Below are 18,064 nucleotides of genomic sequence, written 5' to 3' on the forward strand. Positions count from 1 at the left end.
TGATAAAGCTATGATGAGCCAAAAATCCTCTCTTCTTAATTAAACCAGTTTTGTCTCAAAGGCGCTGATGTCGGACACTTGCATCATATGAAGCCTCTTCCGCCGCATTGAAACCGGCAAAGGAAACCGAGCGTCCGGTGTCGATATTGTACCAGCTATGGGTTGCGCCAAAGCGAAGCCCGACATCGCCTGCGCCGACCTTTTCGACGACCGTTCCGGCATAGGCCCCGAGCGTATAGGTATCGACCGAAGCGCTTGAGAAACGGTCATCGGCATCGAAGGAGGAATGGCCATAGCCTGCCATCAGGCCGGTGCGCCAGTTGCCGACCGGAATGTCGGCACCAATGAACATACCGCCTGCCGAAGTTGAGAGCTTGGCGGCATTGCCGTCGCCGTCATTGGAACCCCAGGCACCATAACCTTGCAGCCAGAAGGCGGTTTCAGCGGTATTGGCACAGGCCTGACCATAGACACCAGTGCTGCCTTTGCCGGTCCACACCGGATCGCCCGCTTTGCAATTTGCATCGAACGAAGCGCGCAGGCGGTCGCCGATGGCGTCACGTGCAAATCGATTTTCGTCGATCAATGCACCTTTGACGCTGGCGTGGATTTCGCCCGAAAGCGCATCGAAACCAGCGCGCGCCTCAGCGGCAGTCAGGCTGACAAGCGCATTATAAACTGCGCCGCTGCCCAGCCCGTCGGCAGCAAAAGCCACCGCTTTCTGGTTTCGCGTCTCGCCGACGCTGGCAAAGCTGGCATCGTTGCGCTCAAGACGGAGATCGATCGTCGTCGCACCGTAATTCAGGCTCGGCGTCAGAAACGCCAGATTGCTGTCGATTGTTGCAAAGGTTCCGCTAATACCGCCTGCCGAAGTCAGGATCGTATAATTGGTCTGCGGCGCCCAGCCGCCGTTTTCGCCAATAATCGAAAGGCCACCGCCAAGCTGTGCCGAACCGCCGACCACGAGCTTGCTGGCTTCTCCCGCAGGCGTCGTGTCGATCTGCAGGACACTGTTTGCCGTCTGCACCAGATTGCCGTCGATGGTCAGCGTTCCGACGGAACCACCGGGACGCAGCACACCGTCATTGGTGACCGATCCGAGAATTGCGCCGTGACCGCGCAAGGTGCCGCCTGCCCTGATGGCGACATCGCCACCCAAAACCGCAGCCGATGGATCGGCATCGCCGACCTTGAGCATACCGTTTTCAATGACAGTGGAGCCTGTAAAGCTCGCACCGTTGCCATTGAAAACCAGCATGCCCGAACCCTGCTTCACAAGGCTTCCGCTGCCGGAAAGGCTGCCTGCGAATATACCATCGTCCTGCTGGTCGAAGACAAGCCGCGCATTATTGGTGATGTTGCCTTGAAGGCTTCCCGCATCGCCTTGCAAGATGCCGCCGCCGACAAGCGTTCCGCCACTATAGCTGCTGATACCCGACAAGGTCAGCGTGCCGCCGCCCGATTTGACCAATGCGCCAGTGCCGGCAAGGTCGCCTGCAAATGTGCCGTCGCTCTGCTGGTCGAAGACGAGCCGTGCATTGTTGGTGATATTGCCCTGCAAGCTTCCTGTATCGCCCTGCAAGGTGCCGCCGCTGACGAGCGTGCCGCCGCTATAGCTGTTTGCGCCGGACAGGACCAATGTGCCGTCGCCCGATTTGACCAGAGCGCCGCTGCCCGAAAGAGCCTGCGAGACCGTAAAGCGTGCTGCCGCATCGGCAATGTCGAAGCCGCCGCCATTGCTGGTCATGGTCACGCTACGGGCGGTTTGCGAAAATCCGGTTCCTGTGATCCGCAGCGTGCCGCCGTCAAGGATGAGACCACTGATGGGAAAGCCAAGATTGCCGTCGTTCGATACGGAAAGTGTGCCGGCACTGATCCGTGTGCCGCCATTATAGGCATTGAAGGCATTGAGAACGAGCGTTCCCGCGCCGGTCTTGGCGATGCCCTCCGTGCCGATGATGACGTTATCGATGGTTGCAGCCCAGTTTGCGCTTGCAGCCGAACCGTCCCCCACGCGAATTTCAGATGCATTTCCGCTGCTGCCTATGAGGATCAGAGCACCGCCATCAAGCCGATAACCGTCGCTGGCAAACTGCATTCCAAGCGCGCTCACCGCACCACCGGTATTATCGACCCGAACGGTGCCGGGCGCGCCGCCGAATATTGCAAAGCCCGGCTGCGGGATCATGGGCGCGGTTACACTACCCTGCGAATCAGTCCAGTTACTACCGGCAACAGACCAGGTCCCACTGCCACCGCCCATCTGCGTCGGACTGGCTAAACCGTTTGCATTCCAGAAATTGAGCTGAAGTCCAGCCATCTTGATCAGATTGATCTGTTTGCTACCCGTAAGCGTCTGAATAACATCGCCCCCCGTAGACAGAGCAATCCCACCATTTGTTTCGATTAAGGCGCCACCATAACTGAATAGATTATACAGTCCCGGTCCCATGCCACCACCATCTATGATGTTAAGGACTACGCCATTCAAAGAGAGATTCCCTCCGACCCGGACACTATCGCTCTGGCCGAAAGTCGAGAAATTCGCGCCGGGTGCACCGATCTCGAAATCCAGTTGGCTGCCTTTCTCTGCCGTGAAGTCACCGCCGACCTTAAGCGTGCCGATGCTGGCGCCGGGACTCAAATGACTGCCCGAGGCGAGGGTCAAATCACCGCCAATGCGACCATGCCCGCCGATTGTTGCGCCGGCGGCAACAGTGACATCACCGGCAACTGATGCATAACTGCCGCTTGTATCTCCTATGATGAGACTACCGGCATTGACATTGGTAAGCCCCATATAGGTGTTGATGCCGTTGAAAATCTGCTGTCCGCTGCCCTGCTTGACGATACCGCCCGTACCGCTGATCGTCCCGGCGAAAATCCGGTTGGTCGCATCCCCGAACGTCAACGTGTTGGCGCCCAGTGATACGCCCGTATCGCTGACGCCATTCAGCGCACCGATGGTCTGGTTGCTGCCTGCCCCGCTAATATCAAAACTGGCCCCCGCGCTGCCCAGATTTACAGAGCCGCCAGCCGCGAGTGCCCCGCCAGCGCCAAGCGCCAGCGTGCCTGCATTGATCGTCGTGCCGCCTGTATAGGTATTTGTGCCGGTGAGCGTCTGCGTACCGGAGCCCGCCTTCGTGATTCCGCCCGTGCCGCCGATTGTTCCGCCGAATGTGGAGCTTGCGCTATCGCCGAGTGTCAGGGAATTCGCCCCCAGCGCGACCCAGCTCCCCCCCACGCCAGCCAGTCCGCCGATCGTTTGGGCCGAACCGGCCTGGCTGATATCCAAACTCGCACCTGACCCTGCGAGGCTCACGGCACCGGTAGTTGCAAGCGACCCACCGGCACCAAGCGCCAGCGTGCCTGCATTGATCGTCGTACCGCCGGTATAGGTGTTGGGAGCACTCAGAGCCAGTACGCCGGCACCATTCTTCGTTAATCCGCCGATGCCTGAAATCGTGCCGCCCAGATTGAGACCTCCGGAGCCGTCAATCGCAAGCGTCGCGCCACCTGTAATATTTATGTTGTTTACAAGCTGACGAGATGCACTGCTGTCAAGACTTGCATCTCCACTGACGGTAATGCTGCCGGTTCCAAATGCGTTGTTGCTGCCGACGACAACTCGACCGGCGGCAAGGTTTGTGCCTCCAGTGAAAGTATTGACTCCGCCCAGCGTGAGCGTGCCGGAGCCGCTTTTGCCGAGCGACCCGACACCTGAAATGGCGCCGTTCAGGGTTAAGTCGTATATACCGGAGACCGCCAACCCTTCCACTCCGCCAGCTATCCCTCCTCTTTGGAGACTTATATCGTTGGCCAATGTCAGCGACGGACTCAGCGACGTCATCCGCCCGCCGTCGAATACAACCGTGCCTATACCCAGGGCGCCCGAATTGCCGAGATTGACGGCGGCACCATTACCGACCACTGCACTGACGACACTTGACGCTCCCGAAAGATTCCAGGTTCCGTTTCGAATGTCGAGAAGATTGAAATTGATGTATTTGCTGACGTCGATTGTGCCTTCTGGTGTTCCGCCGGATTGCTGAAGGGTCAATGTATTGTTCCCACCAGCTCCGCCATCGACATATCCCGTTGCGGCGAAACCGACATTGCTAGAGACAAGGTCTACAGCCGGGGCGGTTCCGCCGTCTGCATCGACCGATGAACCCGTGTTGGCGATGAAATGATTATTACCGCCGGCGCCCAGGGACACGCTGCCATTAATGGTTCCAGAATTTACGAATAAGTTGCCCCCTACTGACCCGCCAAAGCCGATACGACCGGTGATAGTTCCATTATTCTGAAAATTAACCTGCCCTCCGCCATAGACGGCAACGGCAGCGGTATCGGCTGCTGTCACTCCGGCACCCAGAACAGGGTTCGCCATGATCGAGTAATTATTGATAATATTGGTCGTACCGCTTCGGTTCTGCGCCGCGAGCGCTAGTCCATTAAGACTAACACTCGATCCTGGCGCGCCAGCCAGAATGCCATTATTGATAATAGTGTACACACCGGCAGCTGCCGGACTGCCAACCACCAACCCCGAAGACACAATGCTCAAGTCCCCCATAAGAGCCGGATCTATTGTGCCATTATTGGTGACGGTGACATTGTCGCCGCCAAGCCTCAGTGCATTACCACCAACACCTAACAGTACACCGAGAGGTGCACCGGGATTTATTACCACAGTCAGATTGTTGGAATTGTTCGAATAGTTGGGCGACAGCGGATTTGCTGCACCCGAACAGGCCACATGCGCCTCGCTTTCCGTGCACATCGCTTGAGCGGAAGATGCGGCACACAAACCCGCCACTGCCGTCGTCATCAACAATATGGATTTGCGACGCAATACGCCCGCCATGTGAATCCCCCCGGATGCCCGCCTGCAATGCTTAGATTTTTACTGGACAACGCGAATGCGCATCACCGCTTCTACATTGCAAATTACAGAAACAAAAGATGAAAATATCAGTTTTCTAAGAGGAATATTGGCGCTCTCAGAGAATCTCTACTACGCTTTATGCAACCGATAGCTGTATATACATACAACCCAAGCATTGGGAGCATTTGCCAGACATAGGTGAAAGACTAATGTGGCCTTCATCTGGAGGACAAAAAAAAGCGCGCCCTCCAGATGAAGGACGCGAAAGAGGTGCAAGCTCGCTCTGATCGAGGAACCCGAACGGCAGGTTCACAAGGCTCGACCAGATGCCAGTCGGCCATTCTTGTCCAGAAAGCATTCGATAAAGGCAGGATCGGTTTTTATTCGTAGCTCGAAACGCTTCGCTTCGAGAGTAACCGTTATCGCCGCTTCCGCGCTATCCGGACTGGTTGGCTGCCTATCGACCCCGACTCCCCGCGGTCGATAAGCAGCCCCCGCCCAATTTTTGCGCCAGCCTCCTAAGCCCCAACAGGCCGGCGCTCATTTAGTGAACGCTCTAGTAGCTAAAAACAATTCCCCTATTCAGGGGGATGCACCACAAAGAAGAACCGGCCATTTCATCCAAAAATGACTTGTAACCACCGGTAGATATTGAAAGATCTCGTGAATCAGTTTGATATTTATTTGGAATTGGACCAAAATTTTTTAATGTTATGTGTGAATTGACGCTTTTGAAGGGGAATTTCGCTCGGCAAGTTCAAGACAATCTTGAAATTGTGCGCGTCCTCCCGTTTAAGCTTGGATACATTCGCAATTTTTCGTTTCTGGAGAACCTCACGTGTCATGCGCAAACTGGATGTTCGCTTTCCGGCGTATTCTGGCGCTCCCGGCACTGATCGCGTTTTTCGCCATCTGCCAAATCACATATTTCACCGGCGCGGTTGAAGCTGCGCCGCCCGTCACGCTGACCATCGTCGCTCCGGACGGAACGACACGCGTGCTGTCTGGCGAAGATTTCACGAAACTGCCGCAGAGCACGCTGCAGACGAACACCGCCTGGACCGAGGGACCGCAGAGCTTTGACGGGGTTCTGCTGCGCGACGTGCTGGCGACCGTGGGCGTCGACGGAAAAGATGCCACCAGCCACTCCATAACCGTGCTGGCGCTCAATGATTACAGCATCAGCATTCCGCTGGAAGACGCCTATAAATACGACGTCCTCGTTGCACACAAGATGAACGGCAAGGAGCTGAACCGGCGTGACAAGGGACCATACTGGATCGTCTACCCGCGCGACCAGCATGAGGAACTGAACGATTCGCGCTATGATCATCGCTGGGCATGGCAGCTGAAGCAGATCGAGGTGAAATGAAACTCAAGCGGGGCTATATTCTTTCCGGCCTGGTCATGGTGGGTTTTGCGGCCCTGCTCGCTTATGCTTTCATTCAGCTTCTCGTCATCCAGAAATCGCTCGCAACCTATGTCGGCGAAAACATGGTCTGGGCGATTACCCAGACCGAGCGCGACGCCGGGCGGCTGGGCGAAACGGCGCTGACATTTCCGAGCGGTAACGCCAACACCGCCGATCTCTCGCTCCGTCTCGATGTGCTTTACAGCCGTTTTGCGCTTCTGGCCGATGCCCCGCAGAAAAAATATTTCGCACGCATTCCGGGCGGCGCCCAAACCATCCAGCGCAATGCCGACCGGCTTCCCGAGATCGAGGCGATGATCGACGCGGAGCCGGAAAAATTCGACCCGATTGCCATTTACGAAGCACTGGTCCCCATGCGCGAGGAGCTGACCAAAGTTGCCAATGATGCGATGATCCTGGAGCGCGACCGAGGCGGCGCGCAGCGCGACCAGCAATTGCAATCGATCTATCTCATCATGTTTGCGGTGCTGGGCATCATGGCCACCGGAGGTATTCTGTCATGGCAGGTATTTTCCAACATGCGCAAGGCCGAGCGCGCCCACAAGGCGCTGCAAGAGTACAAGCAGCAACTGGAACACACCGTTGCCGACCGCACCGCCGCCTTACGTGAAGCGCTGGAGAACGAACGCAAAGCCAAGGAGCTTTACAAGAGTTTCATCACCACGGTGTCGCACCAGTTCCGTACGCCCGTATCGATCATCGACATCATTGCGCAACGCTTCATCCGCCGCGCCGACGAGTTCACACCTGAAATCATCATTGATAAGGCCAAGCGCATGCGCAATGCCAGCCGCCGCCTGATCCTGCTTCTGGAGAGCACGGCCAATGCGGAACGTCTCGATGAGAACGGCTTTCAAATCAACCGGCAACCGGTCGATTTTTCGGAACTGGTCCGCAACACCTGCGCCTACCATCAGGAACTGCATCCCGAGCTGGAGCTGGTGACAGACATTCAGGACAGCGAGACCTTCTGTTATTGCGACGGTATTCTGGTCGAGCAGATTCTGGTCAACCTGCTTGGCAATGCCACCAAATATTCCCCTGCCGACAAGCCCATCGAAGTCACGACGGAAGAAGACGAAAACGAGTTCCGCTGCATCGTTCGCGATTACGGCATCGGCATACCCGCGGAAGATGCGGATCGTATCTTCACGCGCTTTTTCCGCGCCAGCAACGCATCGCATATGGCAGGCACCGGCCTTGGCCTCAGTCTGTCGCGCGCATTGGCCGAATTGCACGGCGGAACGCTTGTCTTCACTTCGATTGAAGGACAAGGTACGGTGTTCATTCTGACTCTACCAAAGGTGGCCCAGCATGCGACTGCCTGAAATCCTCCCCATGCCCACCGTCCTGTGTATTGAGGACGAAACACACATACTGGAAGAACTGATCGATGAACTGAGTACTTCGGGTTTCAACGCCGTCGGCGCCGCCAATGCGACCGAAGCGCTGCGTGTGCTGGACACGACGACACCCGACATCATCATCTGCGATATATTGATGCCTGGCACCAACGGGTTGCAATTTCTGGAACAGATTCGCAGCTCCCGCGCAGACCTTGCCGGCACGCCGTTCCTGTTCCTGACCGCACTTGCCGACCGCAGCCATGAGCTGACAGGCCGGGAGGCAGGCGCTGACGATTATCTTACAAAACCGATCGACTTCGACGTTCTCATCCTCACGATCCGGGCAAGGCTCAATCTGGTCGCGCGGGTGAAAGCCATATCCGCCCATCCGGCACCTACGGAGCCGGAAGGCGAGTTCATCCATCTTTCGCGCCGGGAAACCGAAGTGCTGAAGGAGATAGGAGCCGGGCACCGGAATGGCGAGATCGCCCGCAAACTTGGACTATCGGAGCACACCGTCAGCGACTATGTGAAGGCCATCTATCAAAAGCTGAGCGTTTCTTCTCGCGCCGAAGCAACCCGCGAAGCCATAAAGCGCGGTCTGGTCGATATGAGATAAGCCACCGCAACGGTTCAAGCATATTTGTTTGGGGATGACCGGCAATGATCTCGACAATCCGAGAACCCCAAATTACGGTTTGCTCATGAAGCAACCGGTTCGACGACGCGCTGTCTTCTTCATTGGCGGCTACGACCCGAAAACGCCGGAGGCGTTCTTCGGGCGATTGAATAGAGAAATCAAACGGTTCGAAGCGCTCTGGAGCGTTCGTTCCGTCGTTTCGCCTGTGGATGTATCGCCTGAGCGCGAGGTCGGCACCGTTTCCATTGAAACGGCGCCCGACGACAAGAGCTGGACCACAGAGACAGACTTCAATTTTCTCGTACTGGACAGAATAGTGCTGGCGGATTTCGACCGCCCTCTTGCTGTCAGGCTGGCCAAATATCTCGTTGCATTCGGCGATTTTGTCCTAACGGGCACAGCCTTTCGTTTTTTTGCCAAGGCGTGGCGCTTCGGGCTCTATTTCCTCTACCCGTTTCTCGTCCTCGCCTTGTTTGCTGCCGCGGGCTATGCAGTGGCGCGTTGGACGGTCCAATGGCTGGGCGTTATCAGCTGGCTCGTCGGTCTGGTGGTTTTCTCCGTAGCACTCGCCGTTCTGGGCAAGCGCTGGTCGACCAACCATCTGATGGATTTGTGGTCGTTTTCACTCAATTTCATTCGGGGACGACGGCAGGACGGCGAATCCCTGATGCAGCGTTTTGCTGCCGGTATCGTCGAGCGTGTCACCACGAAACATTATGACGAGGTCATTCTGATCGGCCATAGCACCGGCGGCATGCTGATGCTGGACGTTGCAGCGCGCTGCCTTGCCATCGATCCGGCATTCAGCAGCCGTGCATCCAAAGTGACGGTGCTCACCCTTGGATCGACCGCGCTCAAGGCGGGCTATCACCCCGCAGGCAAGCATTTTCGCGAAGGCGTGCAACGGCTGGTGGACGACGGCAAGATCGACTGGGTGGAAATCCAGTGCCTGACCGATGCCATCAATTTCTACAAGACCGATCCCGTGGCTGAAATGGGCCTGAAACGCGAACCGCAACGGCCCTTTCCTGTCACAAAGACCGTGCGAATAAAGGATATGCTGCAGCCGGAAATCTACAAGCGTGTGAAGCGGAATCTTTTTCGCGTGCACTATCAATATGTATTCGGAAATACGAAGCCCTATTGGTATGATTTCTTTCAGATTTGCTGTGGGCCGATTTCGCTGAGAGACCGGACAGACGACCGAATAATTGGTGCCTTGCCAACGAAGGAAACTATTGCCGAATGACACCGACACTGGCCGCAATCGTTTGGGGCATCGGGCTTGTCGCCTGGGTCGTTATCCGCATTCCGCACCAGCGACGTGCGCGCAAGATCAAGGTTGCCAACAATGCAAAAACGCTGGCTGACAGGCTGGCGCTGGGTGCGGCGACCGTCGGCCTGTCGCTGATTCCGATCGTCTATGTCGCAACCGGCTTTCCCGCTTTTGCCGACTATGCTTTCCAGCCATGGCTGGCCTGGATCGGATTGTTTGTCGAAATCGCTTTCCTTTGGCTTTTCTATGCAAGCCATCGACAGTTGGGCAAAAACTGGTCCGTCTCGCTTGAAATCCGGCGAGAGCACAAGCTGGTCACCGACGGCCTCTACAAATATGTCCGTCATCCGATGTATCTGTCATTCTGGCTGTGGGCGATTGCGCAATTCTGCCTGCTGCCAAACTGGTTCGCCGGTCTGGCGGGGCTTGTCGGCGTCGCTATCCTTTATTTCCATCGGGTCGATCACGAGGAAGCGATGATGCGCGCGGCATTCGGTACATCCTATGACGAATATGCCAGCCGAACCGGCCGGGTCATTCCAAAACTCAAGTTCTAGTGATTTGGCTGAAACAATCCGGCGCTCTAGATATCTGCCTTGATGCACCTTGTTCGAAAGCCTGTTCATGGTTCTCGAACGCGCTCCAACAGGTAGTCGAAGATGATTTCAAAACCGAATACATTGCGTTCGAAAGCCCTGACCCGTCGTGGCCTGCTGTTTGCCGGGATTGCTGTTGCCCTTTACGGCAGCGCCACACAGGCAGCGCCCAAAATAACAACACCGTCCAGAAACTCGCCGCAAGCCGATGTCTACCTCCTGCGTGGCTTCGGGGATATCTTCTCCGCTGGCATCGACGAGATCGGCAAGCAATTGCAGGCCAATGGCGTCGATGCACATGTCAAAAGCCACGTGGCCTGGCGTCTCGTATTGAATCAAATACTCGCTGATCAGCAACACAATCCCCGAGCGCCCGTTATCCTGATCGGCCATTCGCTTGGCGCGAATGCCGTCATCGATGTTGCCGAGGCCCTTGAGAAGAAGGGCATTCAGGTTGACTATATGGCGACATTCGCCGCGACGGGTCCCGATCCGCTTCCTGGCAATATCAAGCGTGTCGTGAACTTCTATTTCAAGCAGCATGGCTGGGGTCTACCGCTGACCGCCGGTCCGCGTTTCAAGGGAAGTCTCGACAATCGCGATTTCTCGGGCATGAAGGATATCGGCCATTTCAACATCGAGAAGCAGCGTCCGCTTCAGGACGAGGTAGTGCGCAATGTGCTCAGCATCGTACGCTCAAGATGACCTGAAAAGCCGATTGGCGGAAGAGAATGGGAGTCGAACCCACCAAAGACCGTCTATCGGCCCCTCCCGGATTTGAAGTCCGGACATGCCACCGGGCATGCATCCCTTCCTGATATTGATCAGCTACCGTAGCGGCAGGCGGTTTTCCGCCCGGTTGCTACCATTTCATTCCTACAGCACCAGCAATCAGAGCGTCAATCTGGACGGCTGGATTCCAGCCGCCGGTCACTGAATGATGCAGGTTCCCGGCCATTCATTGCACGGGCGATTAGCGCAGCCACTGACGGCGACAAGAACGATTATCAGGCAGATGGTTGTCGAAAGAGATTTCATTTCGTTTCTCCAGCTTGCGCTGTTTCCCCTTGCGCGAAATCGCCGAACAAGTCCAGCTTGCGGCGGTTCAGGCGGCGCATGTCTCCGCGCCTTATCGTGACACTGTTACGATCGAAGAATTCCAGTATCTGGATCGCCACCTTGCGACCGCTATCCACCCGGTCGCGAAACCGCGCCGCAATGAACCAGCCACTATCAAATGCCGCATCCATATCCGACAGGATGCCGATCATTTCGGCAATTGTCGCCCGCAGGAAAAAATGGTCGTGCGCCACTTCATGCACCCGGCCCATGCGCCCTGAAAGCTTGAGCAGGCGGCGAATATCTTCCTCCCGTTCATCAAGCAGACCTGCAATATCGCGCACGCGTGGCGGACGAAAACGGGCATCGCTTTCCAGCAGCGGCGCGATGCGTTGCCAGAGCGTCTCGTCGGCATCGCTCATCGTCACTTCATGATCGCGGAGGCGAAGCCAGGCACCGTCCAGCCTCAGCAGGTCGGCCTCGATCAGCGCAGCGATGGCCGCGCGAAAGGCTGGTGCTGGCAGGCGCGGCTTCAACAGCAACCTCAGCCGCTCTACACCCATGCCGATCAGGTCTGGATTTTCTTCGTGGAAAGTGCCGAGCCGCGCCAGAATATCCTCGCGCAGAGCATCCCATCGTTCTGGTAACAGCAAGAGCACGGAGTTCGCCTGCGGGAGCATCACGGCATCGAGCGCCTGCGTCAGATCTTGTGGATCGTCCGGCAAAGCGCGGTCGCGCAGGAATACTGTCGCATCAAGATAATAAGGCTCGACAGACAGAAGTGCGCGTGCCGCTTCCACCGGGTCGTCAATGGAGTGGGCGTCAAGCTGCGCCATGCGCTCCGGGCTACGGCGCTTGCGTTGCGGCGGGCGCAGATCGAGAAAACGTCCGCCGCCGATGGTGCGTTGCGCGGAAACATCCCGGATGACGAAACGATCTCCGGCAGCAGCCGTAACAGGACGATCCAGCACCAGCTGCACGCGGTTTTCGGTGCCAGGCCGAAGCTCTTCTTCCCGCAGAAGCACGATGCGTGCTCCGACCTCGGTTGCGGCATGGTGCAAGCGAACCGGGAACCACTGACCAAGCGGCTTTTTCTCCGAGGACAGGATTTGCAACGATGCATCGATGCGGTCCGTCGGGCGATGCAGGCTGGGCTGCACCAGCATGTCGCCGCGATGCACCGCTTCTTTCGATATGCTGTCGCCTGCCAGATTGAGCGCGCAGCGATCACCCGCCTCAGCAGTTTCGCTTGGCCTGTTCTGCGCATGAATGGTGCGGACGCGCGCGTCCTTGCCAGACGGGCTGATGACCAGATGGTCGCCAATTGCTACCTTACCGGAAAGCACCGTACCCGTGACCACTGTGCCTGCGCCCTTGAGCGTAAAGGAGCGGTCCACCGCGAGACGAAAGCGTCCATTTGCCCGCCGCTCGCCGAATGCATGGGCTTCGGTTTCCAGCATGGTTTTAAGATCGTCGATCCCGGCACCCGACACGGTCGAGATCGCCAGAACGGGAATGTCGGCAAGCCCTGTCAGCGCCAGTTCATTGCGGATAGCGATTTCAACTTCGGCAAGACGGTCAGGCTCGACAAGGTCGGATTTGGTGATGACGGCAACCCCGCGCCGGATGCCAAGCAGATTGACGATTGCCAGATGTTCGCGGGTCTGCGGCATGATCCCGTCATCGGCGGCGACAACCAGCATGACGAAATCGATGCTCGCCGCACCGGCCAGCATCGTATGCACGAACTTTTCGTGTCCCGGCACGTCGACGAAGCCGAGTATATCCTTTTCGTCACCAGACAAGGGCAGATAGGCAAAGCCGAGATCGATGGAAATGCCTCGCGCCTTTTCCTCCTTCAGCCGGTCTGTGTCGATCTGCGTGAGCGCGCGCACCAGCGAGGTCTTGCCGTGATCGATATGCCCCGCCGTTCCGACAATCATGGCTTTTCATTCAGCGCATTGCGCGCTGCCTCGATGAAAGGAGCGGCAAGCGCGCTGCCGCCCGCCTCGGCGCGCATGAGACATTCGTAAGCCGCCACCGGGTCGCGGTCCACGCCCATGCCAAGATGCAGCGCCGCACCAAGCATGGCTTCTCCATCCGGGTCGCCCGCGGCGGACGCCTTCCGCCACCAGTGTACGGCCTGAGACGGATCACGCGGCACGCCGAGAGCATTATGATAGATCATGCCAAGCCGCGTCATGGCGCTCGCAACGCCGCCTTCCGCCGCCTTCAGCGCCCATTTACGCGCCTCGACAGGATCGGCAGTGATTACCTCACCTTCCATGATCATCCAGCTCAGCATGTCCTGCGCCTGTGGATCACCCTGTTCTGCGGCAAGCCGGTACAGCCTTGCAGCTTCCGGATAGTCAGCCTCGATATCTTCGCCCTTGAACAGCAGCGAAGCGAGATTGCGTTGGCCGGAAGCATCGCCAGCCGCAGCAGACAAGGCCAGCCAGCGCTGCGCGAGGTCGACATTTTTCTCAACGCCCATGCCGCCTGCAAAACAGGCGCCGATATTGTTCTGCGCGCGCGCATTGCCTGCACGTGCCAGCGGCTCCCAGATGAAAAGCGCCGTTGCGTAATCGCCCGCCTTTGCAGCGGCAAGCGCCTTCTCCAGCGCTTGCGCTGTCGTATCCGGCTTCGGTTTGCGGGCGAAAAAATCAGCGAGCCGCATAGGATGACAGGTTCCGAACAAAACTATTCTCGTCATCAAGGCAGCGCATATCGAGCACGAATGCGCCCTTTTCGATTCGCCCGATGACCGGCAAAGGCAGTGCACGCAATGAACCGGCAAGTGCTGTCAGTGCGGAGCCGCTGCCGTCCTTCGGCACAATCGACAATCCAGCACTTGGAACGGTCGAGAGCGGCAATGCACCAGAGCCGATCTGGCTGGCGCAATCTGTCACCGTCACGATAAAAGTCGGGCCGAGTATTTTCTCCAGCGCCGGCTTGAGCCGTGCCGCCTGCGCGGCAATTTCAGCCTGCAGACGCGCCAGATAGCGAATGGTCGGCAGCTTTTCGGCAAGCCGTTCTGGATTGCGATAGAGTTTCAGCGTCGCTTCAAGTGCTGCGAGCCGGATCTTGTCGACCCGCAAGGCGCGCTTCATCGGGTTCTTGTTGATGCGGGCAATCAGGTCGCGCCGCCCGACGATGAATCCCGCTTGCGGTCCACCAAGAAGCTTATCGCCGGAAAAGGTGACAATATCTGCACTTTCGGCGACCGCTTCGCGCACCGTCGGCTCGTGTGCGAGACCGAAGGCAGTCAGATCGGCAAGCGTGCCGGAGCCAAGATCATTGACCAGCGGCACGCCCTTGGCTTGCGCAATTGTGGCCAGTTCCGGTGCCGTGACTTCCCGCGTAAAACCTTCGATCCGGTAGTTGGAGGTATGGACCTTCAGTACCAGCCCCGTATCCGGGTTGATTGCGTTTTCGTAATCACGCGGATGAGTGCGGTTGGTGGTGCCGACTTCGACAAGCCGCGTCCCGGCACGGGTCATAATGTCCGGCATGCGGAATGCGCCGCCGATCTCGATCAGTTCGCCGCGCGACACGATGGCCTCCTTGCCCGAGGCAAGGCTGTTCAGCACCAGCAGCACGGCAGCGGCATTGCTGTTAACGACGGTGGCGTCTTCCGCCCCGGTCAGTTCGCAGACAAGTGCGCGCAGATGGTCGTCCCGCTCGCCGCGCCCGCCCGACGACAGGTCAAATTCAAGCGAAATCGCCTGCCGCATGGCTTGCGTAGCGGCCTCGATTGCGACTTCGGCAAGGAGGGCGCGCCCCAGATTGGTATGCAGAACGGTTCCGGTCAGATTGAACAGCGGGCGCAGGCTCGATTGCCCCGACGCTTCAAGCAAATGGAGAACCCGTTCAGCCAAATGCGTGTTGCTCGAAAGCGGGGTGCCGGATTTCACCGCCTCCCGCTCATCGCCCAGCGCCTTTCGCACGGCCTCCGTCACCGATGCGTGGCCGAAACGCTCCAATGCCCCGGAAAGCTCCGGCATTTGCAGAATGGAATCCACGGATGGAAGATGACGCAGCGAAGCCTTGATCTGGTCCATGACACCTCACAGCCCGGCAAGAAGCGGAGAGAAGCCGCCTCGCCCGTAAGGCGTTTCGCGCATCAATATATCTAGACCGAGGCTCGCAATATCGTCGGTCATCGGATCGGCATCCGCCGAAAGCTGCTGATAGATGATTTTGACCCAACGCTGGCATTCGTCGCAGGTTTCGGCCTTGATGATGCCGCCGCCTTCCTCGACTTCCTTATAGCCGATGCCCTTTGTGGAGCCGCAGCACACGCATTTGACCCGCACATAATGCCAGAGCGTGTTGCAGACGGAACAGGAGCAGAAGCGTGCGCCATGCGCACCGTGCCAGCCTACGACCATCGAGCTTGACGGTACGCTGCCGCAAGTCGGACAGACGCCATCGGCAACGGGTTTCACCGATTTCGGATCAAGCGCCGATGCAAGCCGCGTGAAATAGAGCTGCAAGCCTGCCCAGACATAGATATGTTCAGCAATTGCTTCCGGCGGCAAAACACCGGCGAAGAGTGCCTCGATCATCCGGCGACGTTCACCCGCACTGCTATTGGCCACACGCTCCAGCGCATCGGCTGCATCCTGCGGCTTGGCAATATTGCGAGCACGCTCGAACAGCCGGTCGAAGATGGTATCGAGCGCCGCTTGCGATATGGCATCCGCACGATCGATCAAGGGCATGCCGAACTCTCGTCCCCGCTCATCGCTCTGCCCCGCGACGACAGGACCGAGACCAGCCGCAATTTCAAACTGCGCCTCGCTCAGATCGGCTATGAATTCCAGATAGGGTTTCAGCGGGCTGACCGATCCCAAAAGACGCAGACGCTCTGCTCTTTTAGCAAAAAGCGCGCCGGGGTCCGGCAATTGCACGAAGGGTGGGGCCGATATTTCGCCGATGACCGTTGGGTCCGGCACCAGATCTTTCTTGCCTGCCATATCACTCCTCACGAACCCAACGGGCCACGTGGACCACTGAATACTGTCATTCTGAGGCGACCAACGGAAATTACAACCCGCTGGTGCGAACTTCTAGAGCATTTCCTGTTTTGATTGAATCATTGGAAATGCTCTATCTTTTTGTTTTTTCGCGCATCTTGTTCCGAAAACCGTTTCACACTTTTCGGGATGCGCTCTAGGCCGCAGGCTTGCTGCCACCCTGTTTCACTTTCTGCTTCGATGTCAGTTCGCGCAACCATTTGCGATGATGCCGCCATGCCCAGCCGCCAGTAACCGTGCCGCGTGTCATCGCATGGATTGTGCCCTTGACCCAGATCGCGGCATAGACATGCACGATCCAGACGCAGATCGCCGCCACCGCCGCCATGGAATGGACAAGCAAGGCCCAGCGCTGCTGGTTGATGCTGGTGAAGGAACCGAAATATTCGTTCCAGATCATCACGCCGGAAACGATCAGAATGATAATCAGCAAAGACATAGACCAGAAAACAAGCTTCTGACCGGCATTATATTTGCCGACTTCGGGCAGTTTTTCCTCATGGCCAGCAATCACGTCATTGGCCTGTGCCAGCCATTGGCTGTCTTCGCGCTTCCACAGATTGGCACTCCAGAAACGCACGAAAAGCCCAAGGAAGCTGAAAAACAACACCACGCCAATCCATGGGTGGATAGCGCGTGTCCATTGTCCGCCGCCAAACAGACCTGACAGGAAGAACAGCCAGGGGTGGAACATCGCAAGGCCCGACAAGGCCAGCAGCACGAGGCTGATGGCGGTGATCCAGTGATTGAAACGCGCGCCGCCTGAATAGCGGTGCACCCTGACCGGTTTGCCGGGTTCTATCCCGTCACCGCGTTCAACATCGTCAAAGTCGGTCTTGCTCATGAGCTTTTTTCTCCCGTGAGCTTTTCGGCCTGTTCCTCGTCATGCTCTGTCACGACGTTCGGACCCTTGAAGACATAATGCAGAAGACCTGCTGCTGCGGCCAGCCCCATTGCGGCCATGCCCGCATATTTGGTCATGCCTTTCCACGCCTCGACAACCGGGCTGATGCGCGGATTGTTCGGCAGATTGGCGTAGATTTCGGGCTTGTCGGCATGGTGCAGCACATACATGACATGTGTGCCGCTGACGCCCGGCGGATCGTAAAGCCCGGCATTTTCAAAGCCGCGCGACTTCAGATCCTTGATGCGACCGTCGGCCCATTCCTTCATCTCGTCCTTGGTGCCATAGACGATGGCCTGTGTCGGGCAGGCCTTGGCACAGGCCGGTCCTTGTCCAACCGCGATGCGGTCGGAACAGAGCGTGCACTTGTAGGCCTTGTGGGTTACTTCCGAAATGCGCGGAATGTTGAATGGGCATCCTTTGATGCAATAGCCGCAGCCGATGCATTCATCATGGATGAAATCGACGATGCCATTGGAATATTGCACAATTGCGCCCGGCGCCGGGCACGCCTTGAGGCAGCCGGGGTCTTCGCAATGCATGCAGCCATCCTTGCGGATCAGCCATTCCAGATTGCCGGTATCGGGATTGTCCCACTCGGTAAAGCGCATCAGCGTGAAGGTATTCGGCGTCAGGTCATGCGGATTGTCATAGACACCCACATTGATGCCGACTTCCTCATGCGTGTCGTTCCATTCGGCGCATGCCGACTGGCAGGCCTTACAGCCAATGCATTTCGACACGTCGATGAGCTTCGCCACCTCCGTCTGGCGCTCTGCAGGCGGCGTCACATTCGACGCCGACCGCCTGATCAGGTCCTTTTCACCGAAACGCGGCTGTTGCGGCTGGACGCTAGGATTGGGAACGGGTGGAAACATCTC

At 57.6% G+C, this 18,064-nt stretch carries 13 protein-coding genes and 1 tRNA gene; 6 read left to right on the forward strand and 8 right to left on the reverse strand.

Annotated elements, in window-relative coordinates; all coding sequences use genetic code 11:
• Positions 1–55 precede the first annotated feature (55 nt).
• On the reverse strand, positions 56–4,870 hold the full coding sequence (locus tag HWX93_RS23225) for a beta strand repeat-containing protein (RefSeq protein ID WP_176038410.1): 4,815 nt from the start codon (positions 4,868–4,870) through the stop codon (positions 56–58).
• Between the two features lie 859 nt (positions 4,871–5,729).
• On the opposite strand from HWX93_RS23225, the gene HWX93_RS19510 reads away from it, so the two are divergent.
• The 6 genes from HWX93_RS19510 to HWX93_RS19535 all read left to right on the forward strand — a co-directional run bounded on the left by HWX93_RS19510 (position 5,730) and on the right by HWX93_RS19535 (position 10,886).
• The gene (locus HWX93_RS19510; RefSeq protein WP_235969149.1) at positions 5,730–6,263 is read left to right on the forward strand and encodes a molybdopterin-dependent oxidoreductase; all 534 of its coding nucleotides are present in this window, start codon (positions 5,730–5,732) and stop codon (positions 6,261–6,263) included.
• On the forward strand, positions 6,260–7,651 hold the full coding sequence (locus tag HWX93_RS19515) for a sensor histidine kinase (protein ID WP_109988077.1): 1,392 nt from the start codon (positions 6,260–6,262) through the stop codon (positions 7,649–7,651). The genes HWX93_RS19510 and HWX93_RS19515 overlap by 4 nt, the downstream gene beginning before the upstream one ends.
• On the forward strand, positions 7,638–8,288 hold the full coding sequence (locus HWX93_RS19520; protein ID WP_176038411.1) for a response regulator transcription factor: 651 nt from the start codon (positions 7,638–7,640) through the stop codon (positions 8,286–8,288). The genes HWX93_RS19515 and HWX93_RS19520 overlap by 14 nt, the downstream gene beginning before the upstream one ends.
• Before the next feature lie 85 nt (positions 8,289–8,373).
• On the forward strand, positions 8,374–9,558 hold the full coding sequence (locus HWX93_RS19525) for an alpha/beta fold hydrolase (RefSeq protein WP_176038412.1): 1,185 nt from the start codon (positions 8,374–8,376) through the stop codon (positions 9,556–9,558).
• Positions 9,555–10,142: a protein-S-isoprenylcysteine O-methyltransferase gene (locus HWX93_RS19530; protein WP_176038413.1), complete on the forward strand. Its 588-nt coding sequence runs from the start codon at positions 9,555–9,557 to the stop codon at positions 10,140–10,142. The genes HWX93_RS19525 and HWX93_RS19530 overlap by 4 nt, the downstream gene beginning before the upstream one ends.
• A gap of 102 nt (positions 10,143–10,244) precedes the next feature.
• On the forward strand, positions 10,245–10,886 hold the full coding sequence (locus HWX93_RS19535) for a lipase (RefSeq protein WP_176038414.1): 642 nt from the start codon (positions 10,245–10,247) through the stop codon (positions 10,884–10,886).
• A gap of 14 nt (positions 10,887–10,900) precedes the next feature.
• Here the strand turns inward: HWX93_RS19535 and HWX93_RS19540 are convergent.
• The 7 genes from HWX93_RS19540 to fdxH all read right to left on the reverse strand — a co-directional run bounded on the left by HWX93_RS19540 (position 10,901) and on the right by fdxH (position 18,061).
• Positions 10,901–10,996 (reverse strand) — tRNA-Sec (locus tag HWX93_RS19540).
• Between the two features lie 219 nt (positions 10,997–11,215).
• Positions 11,216–13,183 (reverse strand): selenocysteine-specific translation elongation factor, encoded by a 1,968-nt coding sequence (selB, locus tag HWX93_RS19545; protein ID WP_176038415.1) that lies wholly within the window; start codon positions 13,181–13,183, stop codon positions 11,216–11,218.
• A complete protein-coding gene (locus HWX93_RS19550; protein WP_176038416.1) occupies positions 13,180–13,917 on the reverse strand; it encodes a tetratricopeptide repeat protein in 738 nt (245 codons plus the stop codon). The genes selB and HWX93_RS19550 overlap by 4 nt, the downstream gene beginning before the upstream one ends.
• Positions 13,904–15,301 (reverse strand): L-seryl-tRNA(Sec) selenium transferase, encoded by a 1,398-nt coding sequence (gene selA, locus HWX93_RS19555; RefSeq protein ID WP_176038417.1) that lies wholly within the window; start codon positions 15,299–15,301, stop codon positions 13,904–13,906. The genes HWX93_RS19550 and selA overlap by 14 nt, the downstream gene beginning before the upstream one ends.
• Before the next feature lie 6 nt (positions 15,302–15,307).
• On the reverse strand, positions 15,308–16,219 hold the full coding sequence (fdhE, locus tag HWX93_RS19560) for a formate dehydrogenase accessory protein FdhE (protein WP_176038418.1): 912 nt from the start codon (positions 16,217–16,219) through the stop codon (positions 15,308–15,310).
• A 196-nt stretch (positions 16,220–16,415) separates the two neighbouring features.
• Positions 16,416–17,123, reverse strand: coding sequence for a formate dehydrogenase subunit gamma (locus HWX93_RS19565; protein WP_109988098.1), 708 nt, complete (start codon positions 17,121–17,123; stop codon positions 16,416–16,418).
• Positions 17,120–18,061: a formate dehydrogenase subunit beta gene (gene fdxH, locus HWX93_RS19570; RefSeq protein WP_109988099.1), complete on the reverse strand. Its 942-nt coding sequence runs from the start codon at positions 18,059–18,061 to the stop codon at positions 17,120–17,122. Before fdxH ends, HWX93_RS19565 begins: the two co-directional genes overlap by 4 nt.
• Positions 18,062–18,064: the final 3 nt, after the last annotated feature.

This window comes from Brucella tritici (assembly GCF_902825325.1).
Lineage (GTDB): Bacteria > Pseudomonadota > Alphaproteobacteria > Rhizobiales > Rhizobiaceae > Brucella.

Bases quoted from the DNA above. Each gene is read 5' to 3' on its own strand.
- HWX93_RS19530 (WP_176038413.1), top strand. From the start codon at position 9,555: ATGACACCGACACTGGCCGCAATCGTTTGGGGCATCGGGCTTGTCGCC.
- fdxH (WP_109988099.1), bottom strand. From the start codon at position 18,061: ATGTTTCCACCCGTTCCCAATCCTAGCGTCCAGCCGCAACAGCCGCGT.
- HWX93_RS19520 (WP_176038411.1), top strand. From the start codon at position 7,638: ATGCGACTGCCTGAAATCCTCCCCATGCCCACCGTCCTGTGTATTGAG.
- HWX93_RS19525 (WP_176038412.1), top strand. From the start codon at position 8,374: ATGAAGCAACCGGTTCGACGACGCGCTGTCTTCTTCATTGGCGGCTAC.
- HWX93_RS19535 (WP_176038414.1), top strand. From the start codon at position 10,245: ATGATTTCAAAACCGAATACATTGCGTTCGAAAGCCCTGACCCGTCGT.
- selB (WP_176038415.1), bottom strand. From the start codon at position 13,183: ATGATTGTCGGAACGGCGGGGCATATCGATCACGGCAAGACCTCGCTG.
- HWX93_RS23225 (WP_176038410.1), bottom strand. From the start codon at position 4,870: ATGGCGGGCGTATTGCGTCGCAAATCCATATTGTTGATGACGACGGCA.
- HWX93_RS19565 (WP_109988098.1), bottom strand. From the start codon at position 17,123: ATGAGCAAGACCGACTTTGACGATGTTGAACGCGGTGACGGGATAGAA.
- fdhE (WP_176038418.1), bottom strand. From the start codon at position 16,219: ATGGCAGGCAAGAAAGATCTGGTGCCGGACCCAACGGTCATCGGCGAA.
- HWX93_RS19515 (WP_109988077.1), top strand. From the start codon at position 6,260: ATGAAACTCAAGCGGGGCTATATTCTTTCCGGCCTGGTCATGGTGGGT.
- selA (WP_176038417.1), bottom strand. From the start codon at position 15,301: ATGGACCAGATCAAGGCTTCGCTGCGTCATCTTCCATCCGTGGATTCC.
- HWX93_RS19550 (WP_176038416.1), bottom strand. From the start codon at position 13,917: ATGCGGCTCGCTGATTTTTTCGCCCGCAAACCGAAGCCGGATACGACA.